The sequence below is a fragment of the Mesorhizobium sp. M7A.F.Ca.MR.176.00.0.0 genome, from assembly GCF_004023165.1.
In the GTDB taxonomy this organism is placed as follows: Bacteria; Pseudomonadota; Alphaproteobacteria; order Rhizobiales; family Rhizobiaceae; genus Mesorhizobium.
Genome location: NZ_RZTC01000125.1, coordinates 1 through 16,449 on the forward strand (window position 1 = coordinate 1; position 16,449 = coordinate 16,449).

Sequence of the window (16,449 nt, forward strand, 5' to 3'; positions counted from 1 at the left end):
GACCTAAAGCGCGTCGCATGAATCCGTTTCAGCGCGACGCGCTTTAGACGATTGCGGTCGCCGAAACCTGATGCCGCGACATCTCGATCGCCGAAAACCGTTTCAGAAACGCGTTCTGCGCCCAGGTCACCGAGCGTGGCGTGAAATCGAAGCGGTCGGCATTGAAGCCGCGCGGACGGCCGAAGAACTCGGTCGCCTCGGCGGTCGAAAAGCCGGCGAGCAGCGTTGCCTCGAAATAGGCGGCGATCTGGTCGGCGCGCTTGATCTCCTTGCGCAGCGCAGCACTTGGCTCCTGCGGCAGCGAGAAGCGCAGATGGATGGCGCGCTGCAGCCGCAACTCACAATCCTTGTAGCTGCCGCCCATCACCGATTTGAACGGTGAGATCATGTCGCCGATGACATATTCGGGGGCGTCGTGCAGAAGAGCCGCCAGCCGGGCGTCGGCCGAAGCCTCGGGTACCAGGTCGCGGAACAGCGCTTCGACCAGCAGCGAGTGCTGGGCAACCGAAAAAGCATGCTCGCCACTGGTCTGGCCGTTCCAGCGGGCAACGCGGGCGAGCCCGTGCGCAATGTCTGAAATTTCGATGTCGAGCGGCGAGGGGTCGAGCAGGTCGAGCCGGCGGCCCGACAGCATGCGCTGCCAGGCGCGTGCCGGCGCGCCGACGCGGTCGGCCGCCATCAGGCCTCCTCCGCGCTGACGGCTTCCTGCGGGAAGGCGAATTTTGCCCAGCGGGGAATGGCTAGTGTAACCGGAATGTTCGCCGCCATGATCGGCAGGTCGGCGTCGAGCGCCGCCTTGATCCGGTCGATGCGCGCAATCGCCAGACCGATCGTGCCGGCGGTCGAGCCGAGCGTGCCAACCGGCCTGCCTTCGACGGTCAGTTCGGAGCCGGGCGCGGGCAGGGGCCGGTCGGCTGACACGATCAGAACGCGTCGCCTGGCGGTGCCGCGATGCTGCATGCGCGAGACGACCTCCTGGCCGACATAGCAGCCCTTCTTGAAGCCGACGCCACCGGTTTCGTCCAGCAGCACGTCGTGGGGAAAGGCGTCTCCGAGTTGGTAGTCGCTGCCGCTTTCGGCAATGCCGCCGGCAATGCGGAAGGCTTGCCACGCGGCAAGATCGCTGCGCTCATCTGTTTCGCCATAGGAACGCGTGACGGCACCCTTCGGAAAGCGCGTGTCGGCGGCCGCCGTTGAATCGGATTGCGAGGGTGTTGATTCATGTCCCCATGCAACGGTGACAAATGCCTGATCGGATTTGGCAATCTCGACCTTGGCGCGCAGTTTGTAGAGCGTCAGCCGGCGTATGAAATCGTCCGATATGTCGGCTCGGCATTCGAGCCGGAATGCATTCTCGCCGGTGCGCGAGATCAGGAAATCGAACAGGATCTTGCCTTGCGGCGTCAGCAGCGCACCGGGCTTGGCTTCGCCGGGAGCCAGGATGTCGAGATCGGTGGTCAGGATGTTCTGCAAAAAATGCTCGGCATCCGGACCTGATACGGAAACGAGGGCGCGGTCTTTGAGCTGGGCAAAGGGCATGGGCGGAAAAGCAACCTGATCTTGCAAAACGGTCGGCCTTTACGTAAGCCGCTGGCACTCCCCCCGCAAGAGAGCATGGCCATGATCTACGACCTCATCCTGACAGGCGGCACCGTGGTCAACCACGACGGCGAAGGGAGACGCGACATCGGCGTGAAGGGCGCGCGCATCGCCGCCATCGGCGATCTCCGCCAGGCCTCGGCGGGCGAGACGATCGATTGCCGCGGCCTGCATATCCTGCCGGGCGTCATCGACAGCCAGGTGCACTTTCGTGAGCCGGGATCGGAGCACAAGGAAGATTTGGAAACGGGTTCGCGCGCGGCCGTGCTTGGCGGCGTCACCGCCGTGTTCGAGATGCCCAACACCAATCCTTTGACCACCAGCGAGGCAGCGCTTGCCGACAAGGTTCGGCGCGGCACGGATCGCATGCATTGCGATTTTGCCTTCTGGGTCGGCGGCACCCGCGAAAACGCTGGGGATGTCGGCGAGCTTGAGCGGTTGCCGGGCGCGGCCGGGATCAAGGTTTTCATGGGCTCGTCCACCGGCGACCTGCTGGTCGAGGACGACGAAGGTGTCGCCTCGATCCTGAGAAACACGCGCCGCCGTGCCGCCTTTCATTCGGAAGACGAATTCCGGCTGCGCGAGCGTCTTGGCGAGCGCATCGAGGGCGACCCGGCATCGCACCCTGTCTGGCGTGACGAGATCGCCGCCTTGCGCTGTACCGAACGGCTTGTACGCATCGCGCGCAGCGTTCGCGCCCGCATTCATGTCCTGCACATCTCGACCGCCGAGGAGATTTTGCTCCTCGAACAGCACAAGGATGTCGCGACCTGCGAGGCGACGCCGCATCATTTGACGCTCAGCGCCGACGACTATGCGCGGCTCGGCACGCTGATCCAGATGAACCCGCCGGTGCGCGCCGCCCGCCATCGCGACGGCGTCTGGCACGGCATTGCGCAAGGCATTGTCGACGTGCTCGGCTCCGACCATGCGCCGCACACGCTGGCCGAGAAGGCCAAGCCGTATCCGGCCTCTCCGTCGGGAATGACCGGCGTGCAGACGCTGGTGCCGATCATGCTCGACCACGTCAATGCCGGCCGGCTAACCTTGCAGCGCTTCGTCGACCTGTCCAGTCATGGCCCGCAGCGGATCTTCGGCATGGCCAGGAAAGGCCGCATCGCCGCCGGCTATGACGCCGACTTCACCATCGTCGACATGATGCGGCGCGAGATGATCACCAATGCGCAGGCCGGCTCGAAAGCCGGCTGGACGCCTTATGATGGCAGGGAAGTGACGGGTTGGCCGGTCGGCACCGTCATTCGAGGCCGACGTGTCATGTGGGAGGGGGAAATCGTCACGCCAGGCCAGGGCAAAGCGGTGGAGTTTTCCGAGGCATTGCCCGTCTAGGCTCCCGGATCTCTGCAAGGGCAGAGGCAGAAAGCTCAATCCCCGGCGACGAAGAACGACCACTGTCCGGCAGGCGTGATGCCGACACGGTAGAAAATATAAGCGCCGAACTGCTTCATGTCGTTGAAATCGCCAGCGGTGACGATCTTGAACAGCTCGACCCGCTGCTTGGCGTCCAGCTTGTCCAGCGGCAGGGCGAAGAAATACGGCCACACATAGAGTTCTTGTGGCGTGCCGGCATCGAGGTGGACGTAGCCGGCATTAAGCACCTCCTCCAGGATGGCCAGAATCTCCTGACCGTCTGGGTCGCCGGAGAGGCCCTTGAGGAAGGCGATGGCGTCGCCGTCTATGTCGGTCAGCGATATCTGTGTCATGCTCTCGCCCGTGCCGATCAACGGCCGCAGCTTTTCGATATCGCCGCCCTTGCAGGCTTCGACGATCAGATCGTGCATGCGCCGCACCGGTTCCGGCAGCTTGCCGAGATCGTAGACGACCTCAGGCACCGGCGTTTCCGGATCGACACGCGGTCTGGTCACGCCGCCATCCGCCGGACTGTCCGGCTCGGCTTCGGCAGGAGCAGTCGGCTGGCTGGCCGGCGGCGGTGTTCCGACCGGATTGGGCATTGGCACGGCGCTTCCGGAGGGCGACATGTCGTCGTCGGCCGGCGGCGTGACTGTCGGGGGGAGCTCTTCGCGCTTGATTTCGCTCAGCGCATACACGGGGCTGCTCGCGAGACACACAAGCAGGGGAATCGCGGCACAGCAAGCGGCGAAGGAGATGCGAAGGACCAAGCCACACGGCTTGCCTGACATCGAAAAACTCACTGCCCGTTTCTCCCTGCTTCCGGGCATGACGCCCGAGCGGCATGTTGCCGTCAAAGAACCGGACGTCGGTTCAGTGCCGCAGCCGTTCAGGTTCGAAGGCGCCAGCAATCACCTTTTCACGCATACGGTCGAGCAGGGCAAGGGCCGAGGTCTCGCCATTGGCACGCAACATCTCGCCGAAGGCTGTTTCGAGCGCTGCTTCGGCAATGATCTCGGGCTCTATCCCGGCGGAGAGACCTTCCGCCCAGGCCTCGCTGTGGCTTTCCACGGCGGTCAGGCGTTTTTCTTCCCTGACCAGCGCGTCGATGTCGTTGACACCATGTTCCATAAGCGAATGTCCACCCTTTCAAGCTGCGATCCGTCGATGTGTTTCACACGCAGGGACAATTAAGTATTTGTAAATACGACATTTTTTTGATCGTCTTTTACAAAGCCCGATTGCCTTGTGCGAAGCTGCGTTCAGTCCGAGTCAAACTTAGCCGATTGGGGCGGCCTGCGGGGCGAAAACCTTCAGTTTGAGTTAATTCCGCTTTCGCGCGGTAAGGTTTCGTTAATACTGTTGCCGAAGTGCAACATGAGGATTGCACCAAGAGATCGCCTGGCACAAGCCGATATATCGGCTTGTGCCCGGCAATGATCCGGATAGTTGTTGATGAGCGAGTGCCTAGTTGCCGTAACGCGAGGCGATATCGCGAGACAGCGTCTCGCCTTCCTTCATGTAGCGGCTGATGGCTTCGGTCGCCGAGGGCGTACACCTCGTATAGGTGCCGCCGAAGGAGCGGTAGCCGCGATTGAAGCTGGCAATGAAGCGGGCGCGCCGCTCGGCGTCCGGATTTTCCGAATCGAGCAGTTTTGTCATTTCGACACGCCACTGGTCGCCTTTCTCGCCGCACAGATTGCGCAGGAAATGCAGCGAGCCCAGAACCTCCGCCAGCCGCATCAACCCAGGCTCGAACGGCGATTCGGCGCTGAGCGCGGGCCGTATCGAAACGGTCGCGACGACCGCAAGACACGCGGCGAGGAGCATGGACGGACGGTTCATAAGCCTTCTCTACCCAACGGCGTGGCTCTGCCAAACAGGATAAGTCTTTGTGGCGAAACAATTTGTCGCCTGCAAGGCTGTTTTCAGGGCTTCGGCCCGTCGTCTCCGCGGGGGTCCAACAACTCCTCGGCCACGGCGAACACCGAGCCGGCGAGCGGCAATGCCGCCATCTCGCTGAGTGTATAGAAGGCCGCCGTCTCTGCGTCGTCGCTGGCTACCGCCTCGCCGCCGGCATAGGCCGCGCCGAAGACCGTGAGGAGGTAATCGACCGGGTGGCTGTCATCCCTGCCGTCAATGTGGATTTCCCGCAGCGGGCAATAATTTGTGGCGCGCAAACCGGTTTCTTCCAGAAGTTCGCGCTCTGCCGCTGCCTCCAGCGTCTCGCCGGGTTCGACCTTGCCGCCCGGAAAGGCATAGAGCCCTTGCGAGGGTTGCCGGGCTCGCTTGACCAGAAGCACGGTGTCTGCACGCACGACGGCGACCGAGACTGCCGGAAGTGTCTTGCGCGCTTCGTTCATGGGTTCCCGATCAGGCGTGTAGGCAGGTCTGTTGTAGACCACCCAGCATGGGCAAGCTTTAGCGGTTGCGCAATGCCGGTTGCACCGGCACTTTCAGAAACCGAACCTTTCAAAGGGCGCCAATCGACCATGTGCGGACGTTTTGCCTTGACCGCGACGCCGGACCAGACTGCCGCCTTGCTAGGCTTGGCGGAACTGGAGGATTTCCCGGCGCGCTACAACATCGCACCAACCCAGCCGATCCTGATGGCGGTCGCCGGCCCCCCGCGGGCGCCGGGCTCCAATTTGCCCGACCGGCAGCCAATGCTGGTGCGCTGGGGGCTGATCCCGACCTGGGTCAAGGATACCAGGGAGTTTCCGCTGCTGTTCAACGCGCGCTCCGAAGGGGCTACCGAAAAGGCGTCGTTCAAGGCCGCCATGCGCCATCGCCGCGCCTTGGTGCCGGCCTCCGGCTTTTATGAATGGCGGCAAACCGGCGGCAAGAAAGGCCAGCCTTACTGGATCCGGCCCAGGCATGGCGGGTTGGTCGCCTTTGCCGGCCTGGTCGAGACCTATGCCGAGCCGGGCGGTTCGGAAATGGATACCGGCGCCATTCTGACCATCAACGCCAATGCCGATATCGCGCATATCCACGACCGCATGCCTGTGGTGATCGACCCCAGGGATTTCGCCCGTTGGCTGGATTGCCGCACGCTCGAACCGCGTGATGTCGCCGATCTGTTGCGGCCGGCTCAACTCGATTTCTTCGAGGCCATTCCCGTCTCCGGCCTGGTCAACAAGGTCGCCAACACCGGACCGGAGGTTCAGGAGCGGGGCGAGATCGGGCCGGAGCCCGAAAAGGTCAAGCGCCAGAAGCCCGGCGCGGACGACAATCAGATGACGTTGTTCTAGCTGAACTGTTCTTCAGCGGCGTATGTCTGCGCCATTTGCCGGGCGCCCTTGGCGCCGGGCCGCACACCACTTCAGGCGGCGCGGGGCGACACGATCTTCTGTACCGGCTTTTTCTTCTTCGCGGTGTGAAGGAGGGCGGCGACGATCGCGGCCGGGCCGATCGCGCGATAGTGGTTGGCCAGTGCCGGCTGCTTGGCTCGGTTGGCTTCCTGCTTGGTTCGGGGCATGTCTCTCTTCCCAGGTAACATTTTCGTGTCTGCGTTTGATGGCCGATTCTGACCAAATCGTGACGCCTGCTGATCTAGCCGGCGAATGTTTCATGACTGTGCCGACATGTTTAATAAAATGTTTCAGTGCATCATTACCTGTGATCCAGCGACGTTTTTGCCGAAACTTGCGACTTGACGGCAACACATGCCAAGGCGATAAAGCCGCCCATGAAAACGTCTTTCGCCATTTGTGGCATTTGCATTATTGGCTAGCCTCGCGCTGGTCCGGACGTTTTCGCCTCATCTTTCCCCAGATTGGACAAACGCCCCGGCCAGCAGGCTGGAGCCTGATTTGCGTTTCGCGCAGGGCTGGCTTCGTCAAATTGAGTTCTGAACCGGGAAGGCACGAATGTCCGACGCATCGCAGGGCCTGCGCCTCTACAACACGCTGACGCGGACGAAAGAGGATTTCGTCCCGATCGATCCAGACAATGTGCGCATGTATGTCTGCGGCCCGACCGTCTACGACTTTGCCCATATCGGCAATGCCAGGCCGGTGATCGTCTTTGACGTGCTTTTCCGCTTGCTGCGTCACGTCTATGGGCAGGCGCACGTCACCTATGTGCGCAACATCACCGACGTCGACGACAAGATCAACGCGCGCGCTCTGCGCGACTTCGGCGGCGAGATCGCTTCCGGAACACTTTCGCTCAACGAGGCGATCAGGCGGGTCACCGAAAAGACCGCCGATCAGTTCCATCGGGACGTGGCGGTTCTCGGCTGCCTGGAGCCGACGGTCGAGCCGCGCGCCACCGAATTCGTCGAGCCCCGCGCCGACGGCAAAGTCGACATGATCACCTTGATTCAAAGCCTGATCGAACGCGGCCATGCCTATGTTGCCGCGGGCGAAGTCCTGTTCGACACCGCGTCGATGCCGGACTACGGCCAGCTGTCGAAGCGCAATCTCGACGAGCAACAGGCCGGTGCTCGCATCGCCGTCGACGCGCACAAGAAAAATCCCGGCGATTTTGTGCTGTGGAAGCTGTCGTCGCCGGAGGAGCCTGGCTGGAATTCGCCATGGGGCAGGGGTCGGCCGGGCTGGCACATCGAATGCTCGGCAATGTCGGCCGCCTATCTCGGCGAGGTGTTCGACATCCATGGCGGCGGCCTCGACCTGATCTTCCCGCACCATGAGAACGAGATCGCCCAGTCGCGCTGCGCCCATGGCACGGACGTGATGGCCAACATCTGGATGCACAACGGCTTCCTCCAGGTCGAAGGTCAGAAAATGTCGAAAAGCGTCGGCAATTTCTATTCGATCAACGAACTGCTCGAGACCGAGACGTTTGGCGGCCGCAAATGGCCGGGCGAGGTGCTGCGGCTGGCGATGCTAATGACGCACTATCGCGAACCGATCGACTTTTCCGTGCGCAAGCTGGAAGAGGCCGAGAACACGCTGCGCAAATGGAAGCGGGCCGCCGACCTTGCGCCGGCCGCCGCAGGACTGCTGCCCGTGCAGGTCATCGATGCCTTGTCGGACGATCTCGCAACCTATGCCGCCTTCCAGGTCTTGACGCAATTGGCTGGCGAGGCAGCGGACGGCAACGATGCGGCGGCTGCGCTGAAGGCGTCGCTGCTGTTCCTCGGCTTCGATGTCGCGTCGGCGACGGTTGATGAAGACCACGTCGCCAAGGCAATCGCCAAGCGTCTCGCATTCATCGCCGCCAAGAACTGGGCCGAGGCCGACCGCATCCGCGACGAACTGCTGGCTCAAGGTGTACAGTTGAAGGACGGTAAGGATCCGGTCACTGGCGAGCGCATCACCACCTGGGAGGTAAAAAGATGATCGACCATCTCGGCATCACCGTTGCCGATTTCGACGCTTCGAAGGCTTTCTATGACAAGGCGATGGCCCCGCTTGGTGCGGCGCTGCTTTACATGGTGCCGCTGGAATATACCGGGGGTGCCAAGGTCGGCGGCTATGGCCGTGACCGGCCGGTGTTCTGGCTGAGTACCGGCAAGGACAAGCCCAGGGATCACCAGCACGTCGCCTTCACCGCGCGCAGCCGCGCCGAGGTCGATGCCTTCCATGCCGCAGCCCTTGCCGCCGGTGGCAAGGACAATGGCGGGCCAGGCCTGCGGCCGCATTATCACCCGAGCTACTATGGCGCCTTCGTCTTCGATCCCGATGGCAACAATGTCGAGGCCGTCTGCCATGTCCCGGAGTGAGCGGTGATGAGCCTCGACAACCGGCCGGTCTACACCGGCGGCTGCCAGTGCGGCGCGGTGCGCTTTCGCGTTGAAGGCGCGCTCGGCGACGCTTCGGTCTGCCATTGCCGCATGTGCCAGAAGGCGTTCGGCTCGTTCTATGCGCCGCTGGTTTCGGTGCGTGGCGCCCGGCTCGACTGGACGCGCGGCGAGCCGAAATACTTCCGCTCCTCCAACCATGTCGATCGCGGTTTTTGCGCGGATTGCGGCACGCCGCTGACCTTCACCGCGCCGGACGGCGTTGGCCTCGCCATCGGCGCGTTCGACAATCCGGCGGAGATCGTGCCGCTGATCCAATGGGGCACCGAGGCAAAGCTGCCTTACGTCGATACGATCCCGCAATTGCCGGGCGAGGAGACGATGGCCGACGTGTCGTCGGCCTCTTATCTGGCGGATCTCGTCTCCTATCAGCATCCGGACCACGACACCGAACAATGGCCGCCAAAGGAAAGATCATGACCGATCAGGTAAGAACCGGCGGCTGCCAGTGTGGCGCCGTGCGTTTCCGCATTCATGGAGCGCTCGGCCGTCCATCGATCTGCCATTGCCGGATGTGCCAGAAGCAGTTCGGCTCGTTCTTCGGTGCACTGGTCACGGTGCCCAGGGACGGCGTCGAATGGACCCATGAAGAGCCGAGCTATTTCCAGTCGTCGGTCAACATCGATCGTGGTTTCTGCGCCCGCTGCGGCACGCCGCTGACCTACCGGCAGCCCGGTGGACTTGAGATCGCTATCGGTGCCTTCGACGACCGCTCCGATCTTGCCCCGCAGATCCAGGTCAACTACGCCGCGCGGCTGCCCTGGGTGGAGATGATCTTCGATCAGCCCGTCCACCAGGATCCTGATTATTACAACAGGCAGGAATCCATCATCTCCTTCCAGCACCCAGACCATGAAACAGCGGACTGGCCGACCAAAGGTTTGCAGCTATGAGCAGTCAATTGCGTACGCTTTATCCCGAGATCGAGGCGTTCGATTCCGGCATGCTGGATGTCGGCGACGGCCATCAGGTCTACTGGGAGCGCTCGGGCACGAGGGGCGCCAAGCCGGCGGTGTTCCTGCATGGCGGGCCGGGCGGCACCATTTCCCCAAAACACCGGCGGCTGTTCGACCCGAAGCTCTACGATGTCATCCTGTTCGACCAGCGCGGCTGCGGAAAATCGACGCCCAACGCCTCGCTCGAAACCAATACGACCTGGCACCTGGTCGCCGACATCGAACGCCTGCGCGAAATGGCCGGCTTCGACAAATGGCTGGTGTTCGGCGGCTCCTGGGGGTCGACGCTGGCGCTCGCCTATGCCGAGACGCATTCCGATCGCGTCAGCGAGTTGGTGGTGCGCGGCATCTACACGCTGACGCGAGCCGAACTCGAATGGTACTATCAATTCGGCGTCTCGGAAATGTTCCCGGACAAATGGGAGCGCTTCCTGGCGCCGATCCCGGAGGCCGAGCGCGGCGACATGATGGCTGCCTACCGCAAGCGGCTGGTCGGCACGGATCGCAAGGCGCAGATCGAGGCGGCCCGCGCCTGGAGCCTGTGGGAAGGCGAAACGATCACGCTTTTGCCCGAGCCGGAGACCAGCGGACCATTTGGGCAGGACGACTATGCCATCGCCTTTGCCCGCATCGAGAACCACTATTTCGTCCATGCCGGCTGGCTGGAGGAAGGGCAGTTGCTGCGCGACGCGCACAAGCTGGCTGACATTCCCGGCACCATCGTCCATGGCCGCTACGACATGCCGTGCCCGGCGCATTATGCCTGGGCGCTGCACAAGGCCTGGCCAAAGGCGGATTTCCACCTGATCGAGGGCGCCGGTCATGCTTATTCGGAGCCGGGGATTTTGGATCGGCTGATCCGCGCGACGGACAAGTTTGCAGGCAAATGACCATGACCCGCGAGCGCCTCTATCTCTTCGACACCACATTGCGCGATGGCCAGCAGACCCCTGGCATCGACTTTTCCGTCGAGGACAAGATCGCCATCGCGAAACTGCTCGATGCTTTTGGCCTCGACTATGTCGAAGGTGGCTATCCCGGCGCCAATCCGACCGACACCGCCTTCTTCCAGGAGAAACGTACGTCGCGCGCCAAATTCGTCGCCTTCGGCATGACCAAACGGGCTGGGGTGTCGGCTTCCAACGATCCCGGCCTTGCGTCGCTCGTGCAATCCAAGTCGGATGCCATCTGCTTCGTCGCCAAGAGTTGGGACTACCATGTCCGTGTCGCGCTCGGCTGCACCAATGAGGAGAACCTCGACGCCATCAAGGCCTCCGTCGAGGCGGCGATCGCCGCCGGCAAGGAGGCGTTGGTCGACTGCGAGCATTTTTTCGACGGCTTCAAGGCCAATCCCGATTATGCGCTGGCCTGCGCCAGGACCGCCTATGATGCCGGCGCGCGCTGGGTGGTGCTGTGTGACACCAATGGCGGCACGCAGCCCTCGGAAGTCCGCGCCATCGTCGAGAAGGTTATTTTATCAGGTATTTCAGGCGATCATCTCGGCATCCATGCCCATGACGACACCGGCCAGGCCGTGGCCATTTCCCTCGCCGCTGTCGAGGCCGGCGTGCGCCAGATCCAGGGCACACTCAATGGCATCGGCGAGCGCTGCGGCAACGCCAATTTGATCTCGATCGTACCGACGCTGGCGTTAAAACCGGCCTTCGCCGATCGTTTCGACACCGGTATTTCGGCTGAGGCGCTGACCGGCATTTCGCGCCTGTCCCGCGCCTTCGACGAACTCCTGAACCGAGCGCCAGAGGCACAGGCGCCCTATGTCGGGGCCTCTGCTTTCGCCACCAAGGCAGGCATCCATGCCTCCGCGCTGGCCAAGGAGCCGGCGACCTATGAGCATGTACCCCCGGAAACGGTCGGTAACCGCCGCCGCGTCATGGTTTCGGACCAGGGCGGCAAGGCCAATTTCCTCGCCGAGCTGAGGCGGCGCGGCATCGAGGTGCCGAAGGACGATCACCGGCTCGACGCGCTGATATCAGTGGTCAAGGAGCGCGAGGCCGAGGGCTACGCCTATGAGGGCGCCGATGCCAGCTTCGAGCTCCTGGCACGCAAGATGCTGCACGGCCTGCCGGAGTTCTTCAACGTCACCTCGTTCCGCTGCATGGTCGAGCGCCGCTTCGACGCCAACGGCCAGCTGAAGACGGTCTCCGAAGCGATCGTCAAGGTGGTGGTCGACGGCGAGGAGAAGATGTCGGTGGCCGAGGGGCATGGGCCGGTCAACGCACTCGACATCGCGCTGCGCAAAGACCTTGGGAAATTCCAGGGCGAGATCGCCGACATGGAGTTGGCCGACTTCAAGGTGCGTATCCTCAATGGCGGCACCGAGGCGATCACCCGCGTTCTGATCGAATCGCATGACGGCACCGGCGCGCGCTGGTGGACGGTCGGCGTTTCCGAAAACATCATCGACGCCTCGTTCCAGGCGCTGATGGATTCCATCGTCTACAAGCTGATGAAGAACCGCGAGATGGCCGGACTGGTGGCCGCCGAATAGGGTTGAACCATCAGCGAAAGTCCATTGATCCATCAGAACTTTGCGATGGTCTTGCCAAGGTGACTGGGCCATAGCGTTGGCCCATGGCCACTGAAGCAATTACCCTGGACGCGGATTCCAAGGCCCGGCGCGGCTTTCTGCTGGCGCTCGGCGCCTATCTGCTGTGGGGATTGCTGCCCTTTTACATGAAGGCGGTCGCTCATCTGCCGCTCGCCGAAGTCATTGCCCATCGCATCGTCTGGTCCGTGCCGATCGCCGCCGCCGTTCTGATCTGGGCCGGCCGCATGGCGGATTTCAAGGCGGCACTGCGCTCGCCGCGCACCATCGCCATGGCCGCGCTGACGGCGGCGCTGATCTCGGTCAACTGGGGCATCTATGTCTGGGCGATCGCTGTCGACCGCACCGTCGAAACCGCGCTCGGCTACTACATCAATCCACTGGTCAACGTCGTCGTCGGCGCGCTGCTGCTTGGCGAGCGGCTCGACCGGCTGCAGATCGCGGCGGTGGTGCTGGCGGCCGTCGCAGTCGCCGTGCTGACCGTCGAGGGCGGCAAGCTGCCCTGGGTGTCGCTGGCGCTGGCGTTTTCCTTCGCCGCCTACGCCTTCTTCCGCAAGACGCTGCCGATCGGACCGAGCCAGGGATTTTTGCTCGAAGTCCTTCTGCTGTCGGTACCGGCGCTTGGCTACATCGTCTATCTCATCGCGACCGAACAGGACCACATCTTATCCAGCAGTGGCACCGATACGGCATTGCTGATCGGCTGCGGTCCGGTCACATCGATCCCGCTGCTGCTGTTTGCGTTCGGCGCGAGGCTGCTGCGGCTGTCCACCATCGGCATCATGCAGTACATCGCGCCGACCATTGTGTTTCTGATCGCCGTGCTGATCTTCGACGAGCCTTTCGGCACCACCCAGGCGATTGCCTTTGGCCTGATCTGGACAGCGCTCGCGATGTATTCCTGGTCGATGTTCCGTGGCCGCGAGATCCGGCCGGCGGTGCCGGCTGCAAGGTAAGGATCCCCTATGTACCTGCTGCATATCGCCAACAAGAATTATTCCTCATGGTCGCTGCGGCCTTGGGTGTTGATGCGAGAGCTGAACATCCCGTTCGAGGAACGGCTGACGCCATTCCCGACCGCATCGAGTTGGGATCTGTACCGGCCCTTCTCGCCGAGCGGCCGCGTGCCGTGCCTGATCGACGATGGCTGGGCGGTCTGGGATTCGCTGGCCATCGTCGAATATCTGGCCGAACGCCACCATGGCGTGTGGCCTGTCGAGGCCAAGGCGCGCGCCTGGGCACGCTCGGCCGCCGCCGAGATGCATTCGAGCTTCACCGCATTGCGCGGGGCATGCCCGATGAGTTGCGGCGTGCGCGTAAAGCCATTCCCGATGTCCGATGCGCTGAAGCAGGACATCTTTCGCCTCGGCGATCTCTGGAACGATGGCCTTGCCCGTTTCGGCGGGCCGTTTCTGGCCGGCGCTCATTTTACCGCCGTCGACGCTTTCTTTGCCCCGGTGGCGTTCCGCGCCCAGTCCTATGGGCTCTCCTTCGAGGGTGCGGCTGCAGCCTATCCAGCGCGGTTGCTTGCCCTGCCGGCGATGCGCGAATGGTATGCGGCTGGCTTGGCCGAGACCTGGCGCGAGCCCGACCACGAAGCGGAAGCCGCCGCCGCCGGCACCGTCATCGAGGATCTTCGCGCCTCGGCGTGAAAGTCGCCGGGCGGGCGTTACATCTGTCCGAGCCGCCTGACAAAGAGATAGGTCGCGCCCGCGATCACCATCGCTACCGCCGTCACCACCCAGAAGCCCATTGGCGTGTCGACCAGCGGCAGGCCGCCGACATTCATGCCGAACAGGCCCGAGATGATGGTCATCGGCAACAGCACCGCCGTCATCACCGACAGTACGTACAGCAGCCGGTTCGACTGCGTCGTCAGCTTGGCCATAAGCTCGTCCTGCAACAGCCGGGCGCGTGCCTGCAATTGTTCGCCATCATAGTGCAGCGTCTGCGCCCTGTGTGAAAGACGCGCGGCCATGTCGTTGATGCTGTCGGGCAGGTCGTTACGGTGCGAGTGGTCGAGATGGCGAAACAGATTGGTCAACGTCGCCATCTGCCTGTGGATCACCACCAGATGCCGGCGCGCGTCGACGAGGGATTGCCGTTCATTGTGCCATGCGTCGCAGACGATGCGATCCTCGATCCCGTCGAGGCTGTCGCCGAGTGCCGCGAGTTCAGCCACCATGCCGTCAAAAGACTGGCCGACAACCGCCTCGATCAACTCGGCCGGCGAGCGGAACTTGCGCGATCCATTCTCGATCGCCTTGCGGATGTTGTCGACCGACTGCAGCGGTTGCTTGCGGGCGCCGACCAGCATCGTGTCGTTGAGCGCGAAGCGGAAATGGCCAAGCCCGCCCGCTTCCGCCGAATAGTCATGGCGCAGGTCCGGCAGATCGCCATAGAGCCAGTCGTCCTCGAGGTCGATGTGGCAGCCATGGCTGGCGGACAGGAAAGCTTCGCGCACCGGTGCCGGCAAAGCCTGATCGGCGCCGATCTCATGGCGGGCCCGCATGTCGGAAAGCTGGTAGCTGCGCCATGTCCAGTGCGCGGCGGCGGCGTCCCTGGTTCGTATGCCCTCAGCGGTGAAATGATAGATGAAGAACAATCCGTGCTCGTCGGGCAGGTAAGGCGACAGGTCGGTGCCTTCCGGGGCGAGAGTGATATCCATGGGGCGGTGCCAGATGCATGTTCCGAAATGGCACCGCACGGCGCCTGCCTGGCCTTGATTTCTAGCACGAGCGAACCCGGTTCCGTGTGACGGTTTCTTGACAGCCGATCACGGTCTGTCGATCACCCACGTCAATCCGGTGGTGACGCCTTCGCCACCCCCGGATTGTGCCCCGGTCAGTGCTTCGGGCCGAAGCCGGGGTAGGGCTTGAGGGGCACGATTGCGGCAATGTCCATCATGCCGGCCTTGACCAGCGGCAAGGTGGCGAGATGGCCGCGAACCTCTGCATCATCGGCGGCTTCGAGCATCATGCCGCTGCCCGGGATGTCGCCTCGGTTCCACACCTGGCGTACCGTGCCTTCGGCATAGAGCGTGCGCCGCTGTTCGGCTTCGCCGGGCAGAAGCGGAGCGAAATCGGCATCGGCAAATTTTTCGGTGTTGCGGGTGAGAAGGGCAAAGAACTGCATGGCGGTCTCCTGTGGTTGGATGGCCGAACTATCGCTCCCGCTGGTCAGTCCAAGACTGGTTAGGCTAAAGTTGAGACCTCGGGGGACTGGAGCCTGGAGAAAAAATGTTCGACCTGCGCCAGATCAGGTATTTCGTCACCGTCGCCGAAACCGGCAATGTCGGGCGCGCCGCCGAAATGCTGCATATTTCTCAGTCGCCACTCAGCCGGCAGATCATCCAGTTCGAGGAGCAGTTGGGTGTTTCCCTCTTTGAAAGGTCGAAGCAGCGGGTCCATCTCAACGCCGAGGGGCGCGCCTTCCTCACCGAGGCCCGCGCGCTGCTATCCGATGCGCGACGTTTGGAGGAGTTCGGCCGCAACCTGGCCAGCGGCGCCGTCGGCCGGCTCGCCATCGGCTATGTCGAAGGCGCCGTTCATGCCGGGCTTGTCGCCGGGATGCTGCGCCAGTTCCGTCGCGACCGGCCGGATTTCCACCTGCAGCTGAGAAGCCTGCGTTCTGCGGCGCAGTTGGAAGGGCTTCGGCAGCGGTCGCTGGATCTGGGCTTTGTCTACTCGCCGCCAGCCGATGATGACCCGGATGTCGCCGCCATGGCGCTGCGGCATGAGCCGCTGGTGCTGGCGATCCCCGAAGATGATCCGCTTGTTCAATTACCAGAGGTTGGGCCGTATCACCTTGACGGTCGCACCTGGATCACCGTCGTGCGCCAGCCGGACGACACCAATCGCGGCCAGTTCCTTGCCGCCTGCGCCAAAGCCGGCTTTCTGCCCGACATCGCCTATGAAACGGCGGATCCGCTGACCTCGCTCGGCCTTGTCAGCGCAGGTCTCGGCCTGGCGACGGTGCAAGCCAGCCTGCGCGCCGCTGCGCCGCCGCGGATCGTGTTTCGCGACCTGCCGTGGTTCGACCGCACGGTTTCCATCCATCTCGCCTGGCGGCGTCATGACCGCCGCGCGGTGATTGCCGATTTGCGGCAGGCTGCGGAGGAAGAGGGGAGTAGGGGAGTAGGGCAGTAGGGCAGTAGGGCAGTAGGGCAGTAGGGCAGTAGGGCAGTAGGG

General features: G+C 63.1%; 20 protein-coding genes. 11 read left to right on the top strand and 9 right to left on the bottom strand.

The window, feature by feature from the left end; all coding sequences use genetic code 11:
* Positions 1–43: 43 nt before the first annotated feature.
* Together EOB59_RS29040 and EOB59_RS29045 are read right to left on the bottom strand one after the other, a co-directional pair.
* A complete protein-coding gene (locus tag EOB59_RS29040; RefSeq protein ID WP_127397530.1) occupies positions 44–679 on the bottom strand; it encodes an HD family hydrolase in 636 nt (211 codons plus the stop codon).
* Entirely contained in the window at positions 679–1,539 is an 861-nt protein-coding gene (locus EOB59_RS29045) for a folate-binding protein YgfZ (protein ID WP_127810880.1), read from the bottom strand. The genes EOB59_RS29040 and EOB59_RS29045 overlap by 1 nt, the downstream gene beginning before the upstream one ends.
* Before the next feature lie 75 nt (positions 1,540–1,614).
* Here EOB59_RS29045 and EOB59_RS29050 point away from each other — a divergent pair, with 75 nt between their 5' ends.
* Positions 1,615–2,946: a dihydroorotase gene (locus EOB59_RS29050; protein WP_164873873.1), complete on the top strand. Its 1,332-nt coding sequence runs from the start codon at positions 1,615–1,617 to the stop codon at positions 2,944–2,946.
* A gap of 35 nt (positions 2,947–2,981) precedes the next feature.
* On the opposite strand, the gene EOB59_RS29055 is transcribed toward EOB59_RS29050, so the two are convergent.
* From EOB59_RS29055 to EOB59_RS29070, 4 genes are all read right to left on the bottom strand, one after another.
* Positions 2,982–3,770: a hypothetical protein gene (locus EOB59_RS29055; protein ID WP_164762549.1), complete on the bottom strand. Its 789-nt coding sequence runs from the start codon at positions 3,768–3,770 to the stop codon at positions 2,982–2,984.
* Positions 3,771–3,840: 70 nt separating this feature from the next.
* Positions 3,841–4,098 (bottom strand): hypothetical protein, encoded by a 258-nt coding sequence (locus tag EOB59_RS29060; protein ID WP_008874920.1) that lies wholly within the window; start codon positions 4,096–4,098, stop codon positions 3,841–3,843.
* A 336-nt stretch (positions 4,099–4,434) separates the two neighbouring features.
* Positions 4,435–4,812 (bottom strand): TIGR02301 family protein, encoded by a 378-nt coding sequence (locus EOB59_RS29065; RefSeq protein WP_127327243.1) that lies wholly within the window; start codon positions 4,810–4,812, stop codon positions 4,435–4,437.
* Between the two features lie 83 nt (positions 4,813–4,895).
* Complete coding sequence (locus tag EOB59_RS29070; protein WP_128289803.1) at positions 4,896–5,330, bottom strand: NUDIX hydrolase; 435 nt, start codon at positions 5,328–5,330, stop codon at positions 4,896–4,898.
* Positions 5,331–5,459: 129 nt separating this feature from the next.
* Between EOB59_RS29070 and EOB59_RS29075 the strand changes: the two genes are divergently transcribed.
* On the top strand, positions 5,460–6,221 hold the full coding sequence (locus tag EOB59_RS29075) for an SOS response-associated peptidase (RefSeq protein ID WP_127398806.1): 762 nt from the start codon (positions 5,460–5,462) through the stop codon (positions 6,219–6,221).
* 71 nt (positions 6,222–6,292) lie between these two features.
* Here EOB59_RS29075 and EOB59_RS29080 read toward each other — a convergent pair whose 3' ends face one another.
* On the bottom strand, positions 6,293–6,448 hold the full coding sequence (locus EOB59_RS29080) for a hypothetical protein (RefSeq protein ID WP_081738801.1): 156 nt from the start codon (positions 6,446–6,448) through the stop codon (positions 6,293–6,295).
* Between the two features lie 391 nt (positions 6,449–6,839).
* Here EOB59_RS29080 and cysS point away from each other — a divergent pair, with 391 nt between their 5' ends.
* The 8 genes from cysS (at position 6,840) to EOB59_RS29120 (ending at position 13,911) form a co-directional block, all read left to right on the top strand.
* Positions 6,840–8,276, top strand: coding sequence for a cysteine--tRNA ligase (gene cysS, locus EOB59_RS29085; protein WP_127810878.1), 1,437 nt, complete (start codon positions 6,840–6,842; stop codon positions 8,274–8,276).
* Positions 8,273–8,659, top strand: coding sequence for a VOC family protein (locus EOB59_RS29090; protein WP_127268542.1), 387 nt, complete (start codon positions 8,273–8,275; stop codon positions 8,657–8,659). The genes cysS and EOB59_RS29090 overlap by 4 nt, the downstream gene beginning before the upstream one ends.
* 6 nt (positions 8,660–8,665) lie before the next feature.
* Entirely contained in the window at positions 8,666–9,157 is a 492-nt protein-coding gene (locus EOB59_RS29095; protein WP_127268543.1) for a GFA family protein, read from the top strand.
* Complete coding sequence (locus tag EOB59_RS29100) at positions 9,154–9,630, top strand: GFA family protein (protein ID WP_128289804.1); 477 nt, start codon at positions 9,154–9,156, stop codon at positions 9,628–9,630. The genes EOB59_RS29095 and EOB59_RS29100 overlap by 4 nt, the downstream gene beginning before the upstream one ends.
* Entirely contained in the window at positions 9,627–10,583 is a 957-nt protein-coding gene (gene pip / locus EOB59_RS29105; protein WP_128289805.1) for a prolyl aminopeptidase, read from the top strand. The genes EOB59_RS29100 and pip overlap by 4 nt, the downstream gene beginning before the upstream one ends.
* Positions 10,580–12,202, top strand: coding sequence for a citramalate synthase (gene cimA / locus EOB59_RS29110; RefSeq protein ID WP_206622078.1), 1,623 nt, complete (start codon positions 10,580–10,582; stop codon positions 12,200–12,202). The genes pip and cimA overlap by 4 nt, the downstream gene beginning before the upstream one ends.
* An 83-nt stretch (positions 12,203–12,285) precedes the next feature.
* The gene (gene rarD, locus EOB59_RS29115; protein ID WP_127271670.1) at positions 12,286–13,215 is read left to right on the top strand and encodes an EamA family transporter RarD; all 930 of its coding nucleotides are present in this window, start codon (positions 12,286–12,288) and stop codon (positions 13,213–13,215) included.
* 9 nt (positions 13,216–13,224) lie between these two features.
* On the top strand, positions 13,225–13,911 hold the full coding sequence (locus tag EOB59_RS29120) for a glutathione S-transferase family protein (protein ID WP_127398289.1): 687 nt from the start codon (positions 13,225–13,227) through the stop codon (positions 13,909–13,911).
* 17 nt (positions 13,912–13,928) lie between these two features.
* Here the strand turns inward: EOB59_RS29120 and EOB59_RS29125 are convergent, their stop codons facing one another.
* Both EOB59_RS29125 and EOB59_RS29130 read right to left on the bottom strand, forming a co-directional pair.
* Positions 13,929–14,927, bottom strand: coding sequence for a transporter (locus EOB59_RS29125; RefSeq protein WP_128289807.1), 999 nt, complete (start codon positions 14,925–14,927; stop codon positions 13,929–13,931).
* A 176-nt stretch (positions 14,928–15,103) separates the two neighbouring features.
* Complete coding sequence (locus EOB59_RS29130) at positions 15,104–15,394, bottom strand: muconolactone Delta-isomerase family protein (protein ID WP_128289808.1); 291 nt, start codon at positions 15,392–15,394, stop codon at positions 15,104–15,106.
* A 104-nt stretch (positions 15,395–15,498) separates the two neighbouring features.
* Here EOB59_RS29130 and EOB59_RS29135 point away from each other — a divergent pair, with 104 nt between their 5' ends.
* On the top strand, positions 15,499–16,407 hold the full coding sequence (locus EOB59_RS29135; RefSeq protein WP_128289809.1) for a LysR substrate-binding domain-containing protein: 909 nt from the start codon (positions 15,499–15,501) through the stop codon (positions 16,405–16,407).
* Positions 16,408–16,449: the final 42 nt, after the last annotated feature.

Coding starts and splice junctions, on each gene's coding strand:
- rarD (WP_127271670.1), top strand. CDS start 12,286: ATGGCCACTGAAGCAATTACCCTGGACGCGGATTCCAAGGCCCGGCGC.
- EOB59_RS29080 (WP_081738801.1), bottom strand. CDS start 6,448: ATGCCCCGAACCAAGCAGGAAGCCAACCGAGCCAAGCAGCCGGCACTG.
- EOB59_RS29100 (WP_128289804.1), top strand. CDS start 9,154: ATGACCGATCAGGTAAGAACCGGCGGCTGCCAGTGTGGCGCCGTGCGT.
- EOB59_RS29125 (WP_128289807.1), bottom strand. CDS start 14,927: ATGGATATCACTCTCGCCCCGGAAGGCACCGACCTGTCGCCTTACCTG.
- EOB59_RS29050 (WP_164873873.1), top strand. CDS start 1,615: ATGGCCATGATCTACGACCTCATCCTGACAGGCGGCACCGTGGTCAAC.
- EOB59_RS29130 (WP_128289808.1), bottom strand. CDS start 15,394: ATGCAGTTCTTTGCCCTTCTCACCCGCAACACCGAAAAATTTGCCGAT.
- cimA (WP_206622078.1), top strand. CDS start 10,580: ATGACCATGACCCGCGAGCGCCTCTATCTCTTCGACACCACATTGCGC.
- EOB59_RS29090 (WP_127268542.1), top strand. CDS start 8,273: ATGATCGACCATCTCGGCATCACCGTTGCCGATTTCGACGCTTCGAAG.
- EOB59_RS29040 (WP_127397530.1), bottom strand. CDS start 679: ATGGCGGCCGACCGCGTCGGCGCGCCGGCACGCGCCTGGCAGCGCATG.
- EOB59_RS29135 (WP_128289809.1), top strand. CDS start 15,499: ATGTTCGACCTGCGCCAGATCAGGTATTTCGTCACCGTCGCCGAAACC.
- pip (WP_128289805.1), top strand. CDS start 9,627: ATGAGCAGTCAATTGCGTACGCTTTATCCCGAGATCGAGGCGTTCGAT.
- EOB59_RS29060 (WP_008874920.1), bottom strand. CDS start 4,098: ATGGAACATGGTGTCAACGACATCGACGCGCTGGTCAGGGAAGAAAAA.
- EOB59_RS29070 (WP_128289803.1), bottom strand. CDS start 5,330: ATGAACGAAGCGCGCAAGACACTTCCGGCAGTCTCGGTCGCCGTCGTG.
- EOB59_RS29065 (WP_127327243.1), bottom strand. CDS start 4,812: ATGAACCGTCCGTCCATGCTCCTCGCCGCGTGTCTTGCGGTCGTCGCG.
- EOB59_RS29075 (WP_127398806.1), top strand. CDS start 5,460: ATGTGCGGACGTTTTGCCTTGACCGCGACGCCGGACCAGACTGCCGCC.
- EOB59_RS29045 (WP_127810880.1), bottom strand. CDS start 1,539: ATGCCCTTTGCCCAGCTCAAAGACCGCGCCCTCGTTTCCGTATCAGGT.
- EOB59_RS29120 (WP_127398289.1), top strand. CDS start 13,225: ATGTACCTGCTGCATATCGCCAACAAGAATTATTCCTCATGGTCGCTG.
- cysS (WP_127810878.1), top strand. CDS start 6,840: ATGTCCGACGCATCGCAGGGCCTGCGCCTCTACAACACGCTGACGCGG.
- EOB59_RS29095 (WP_127268543.1), top strand. CDS start 8,666: ATGAGCCTCGACAACCGGCCGGTCTACACCGGCGGCTGCCAGTGCGGC.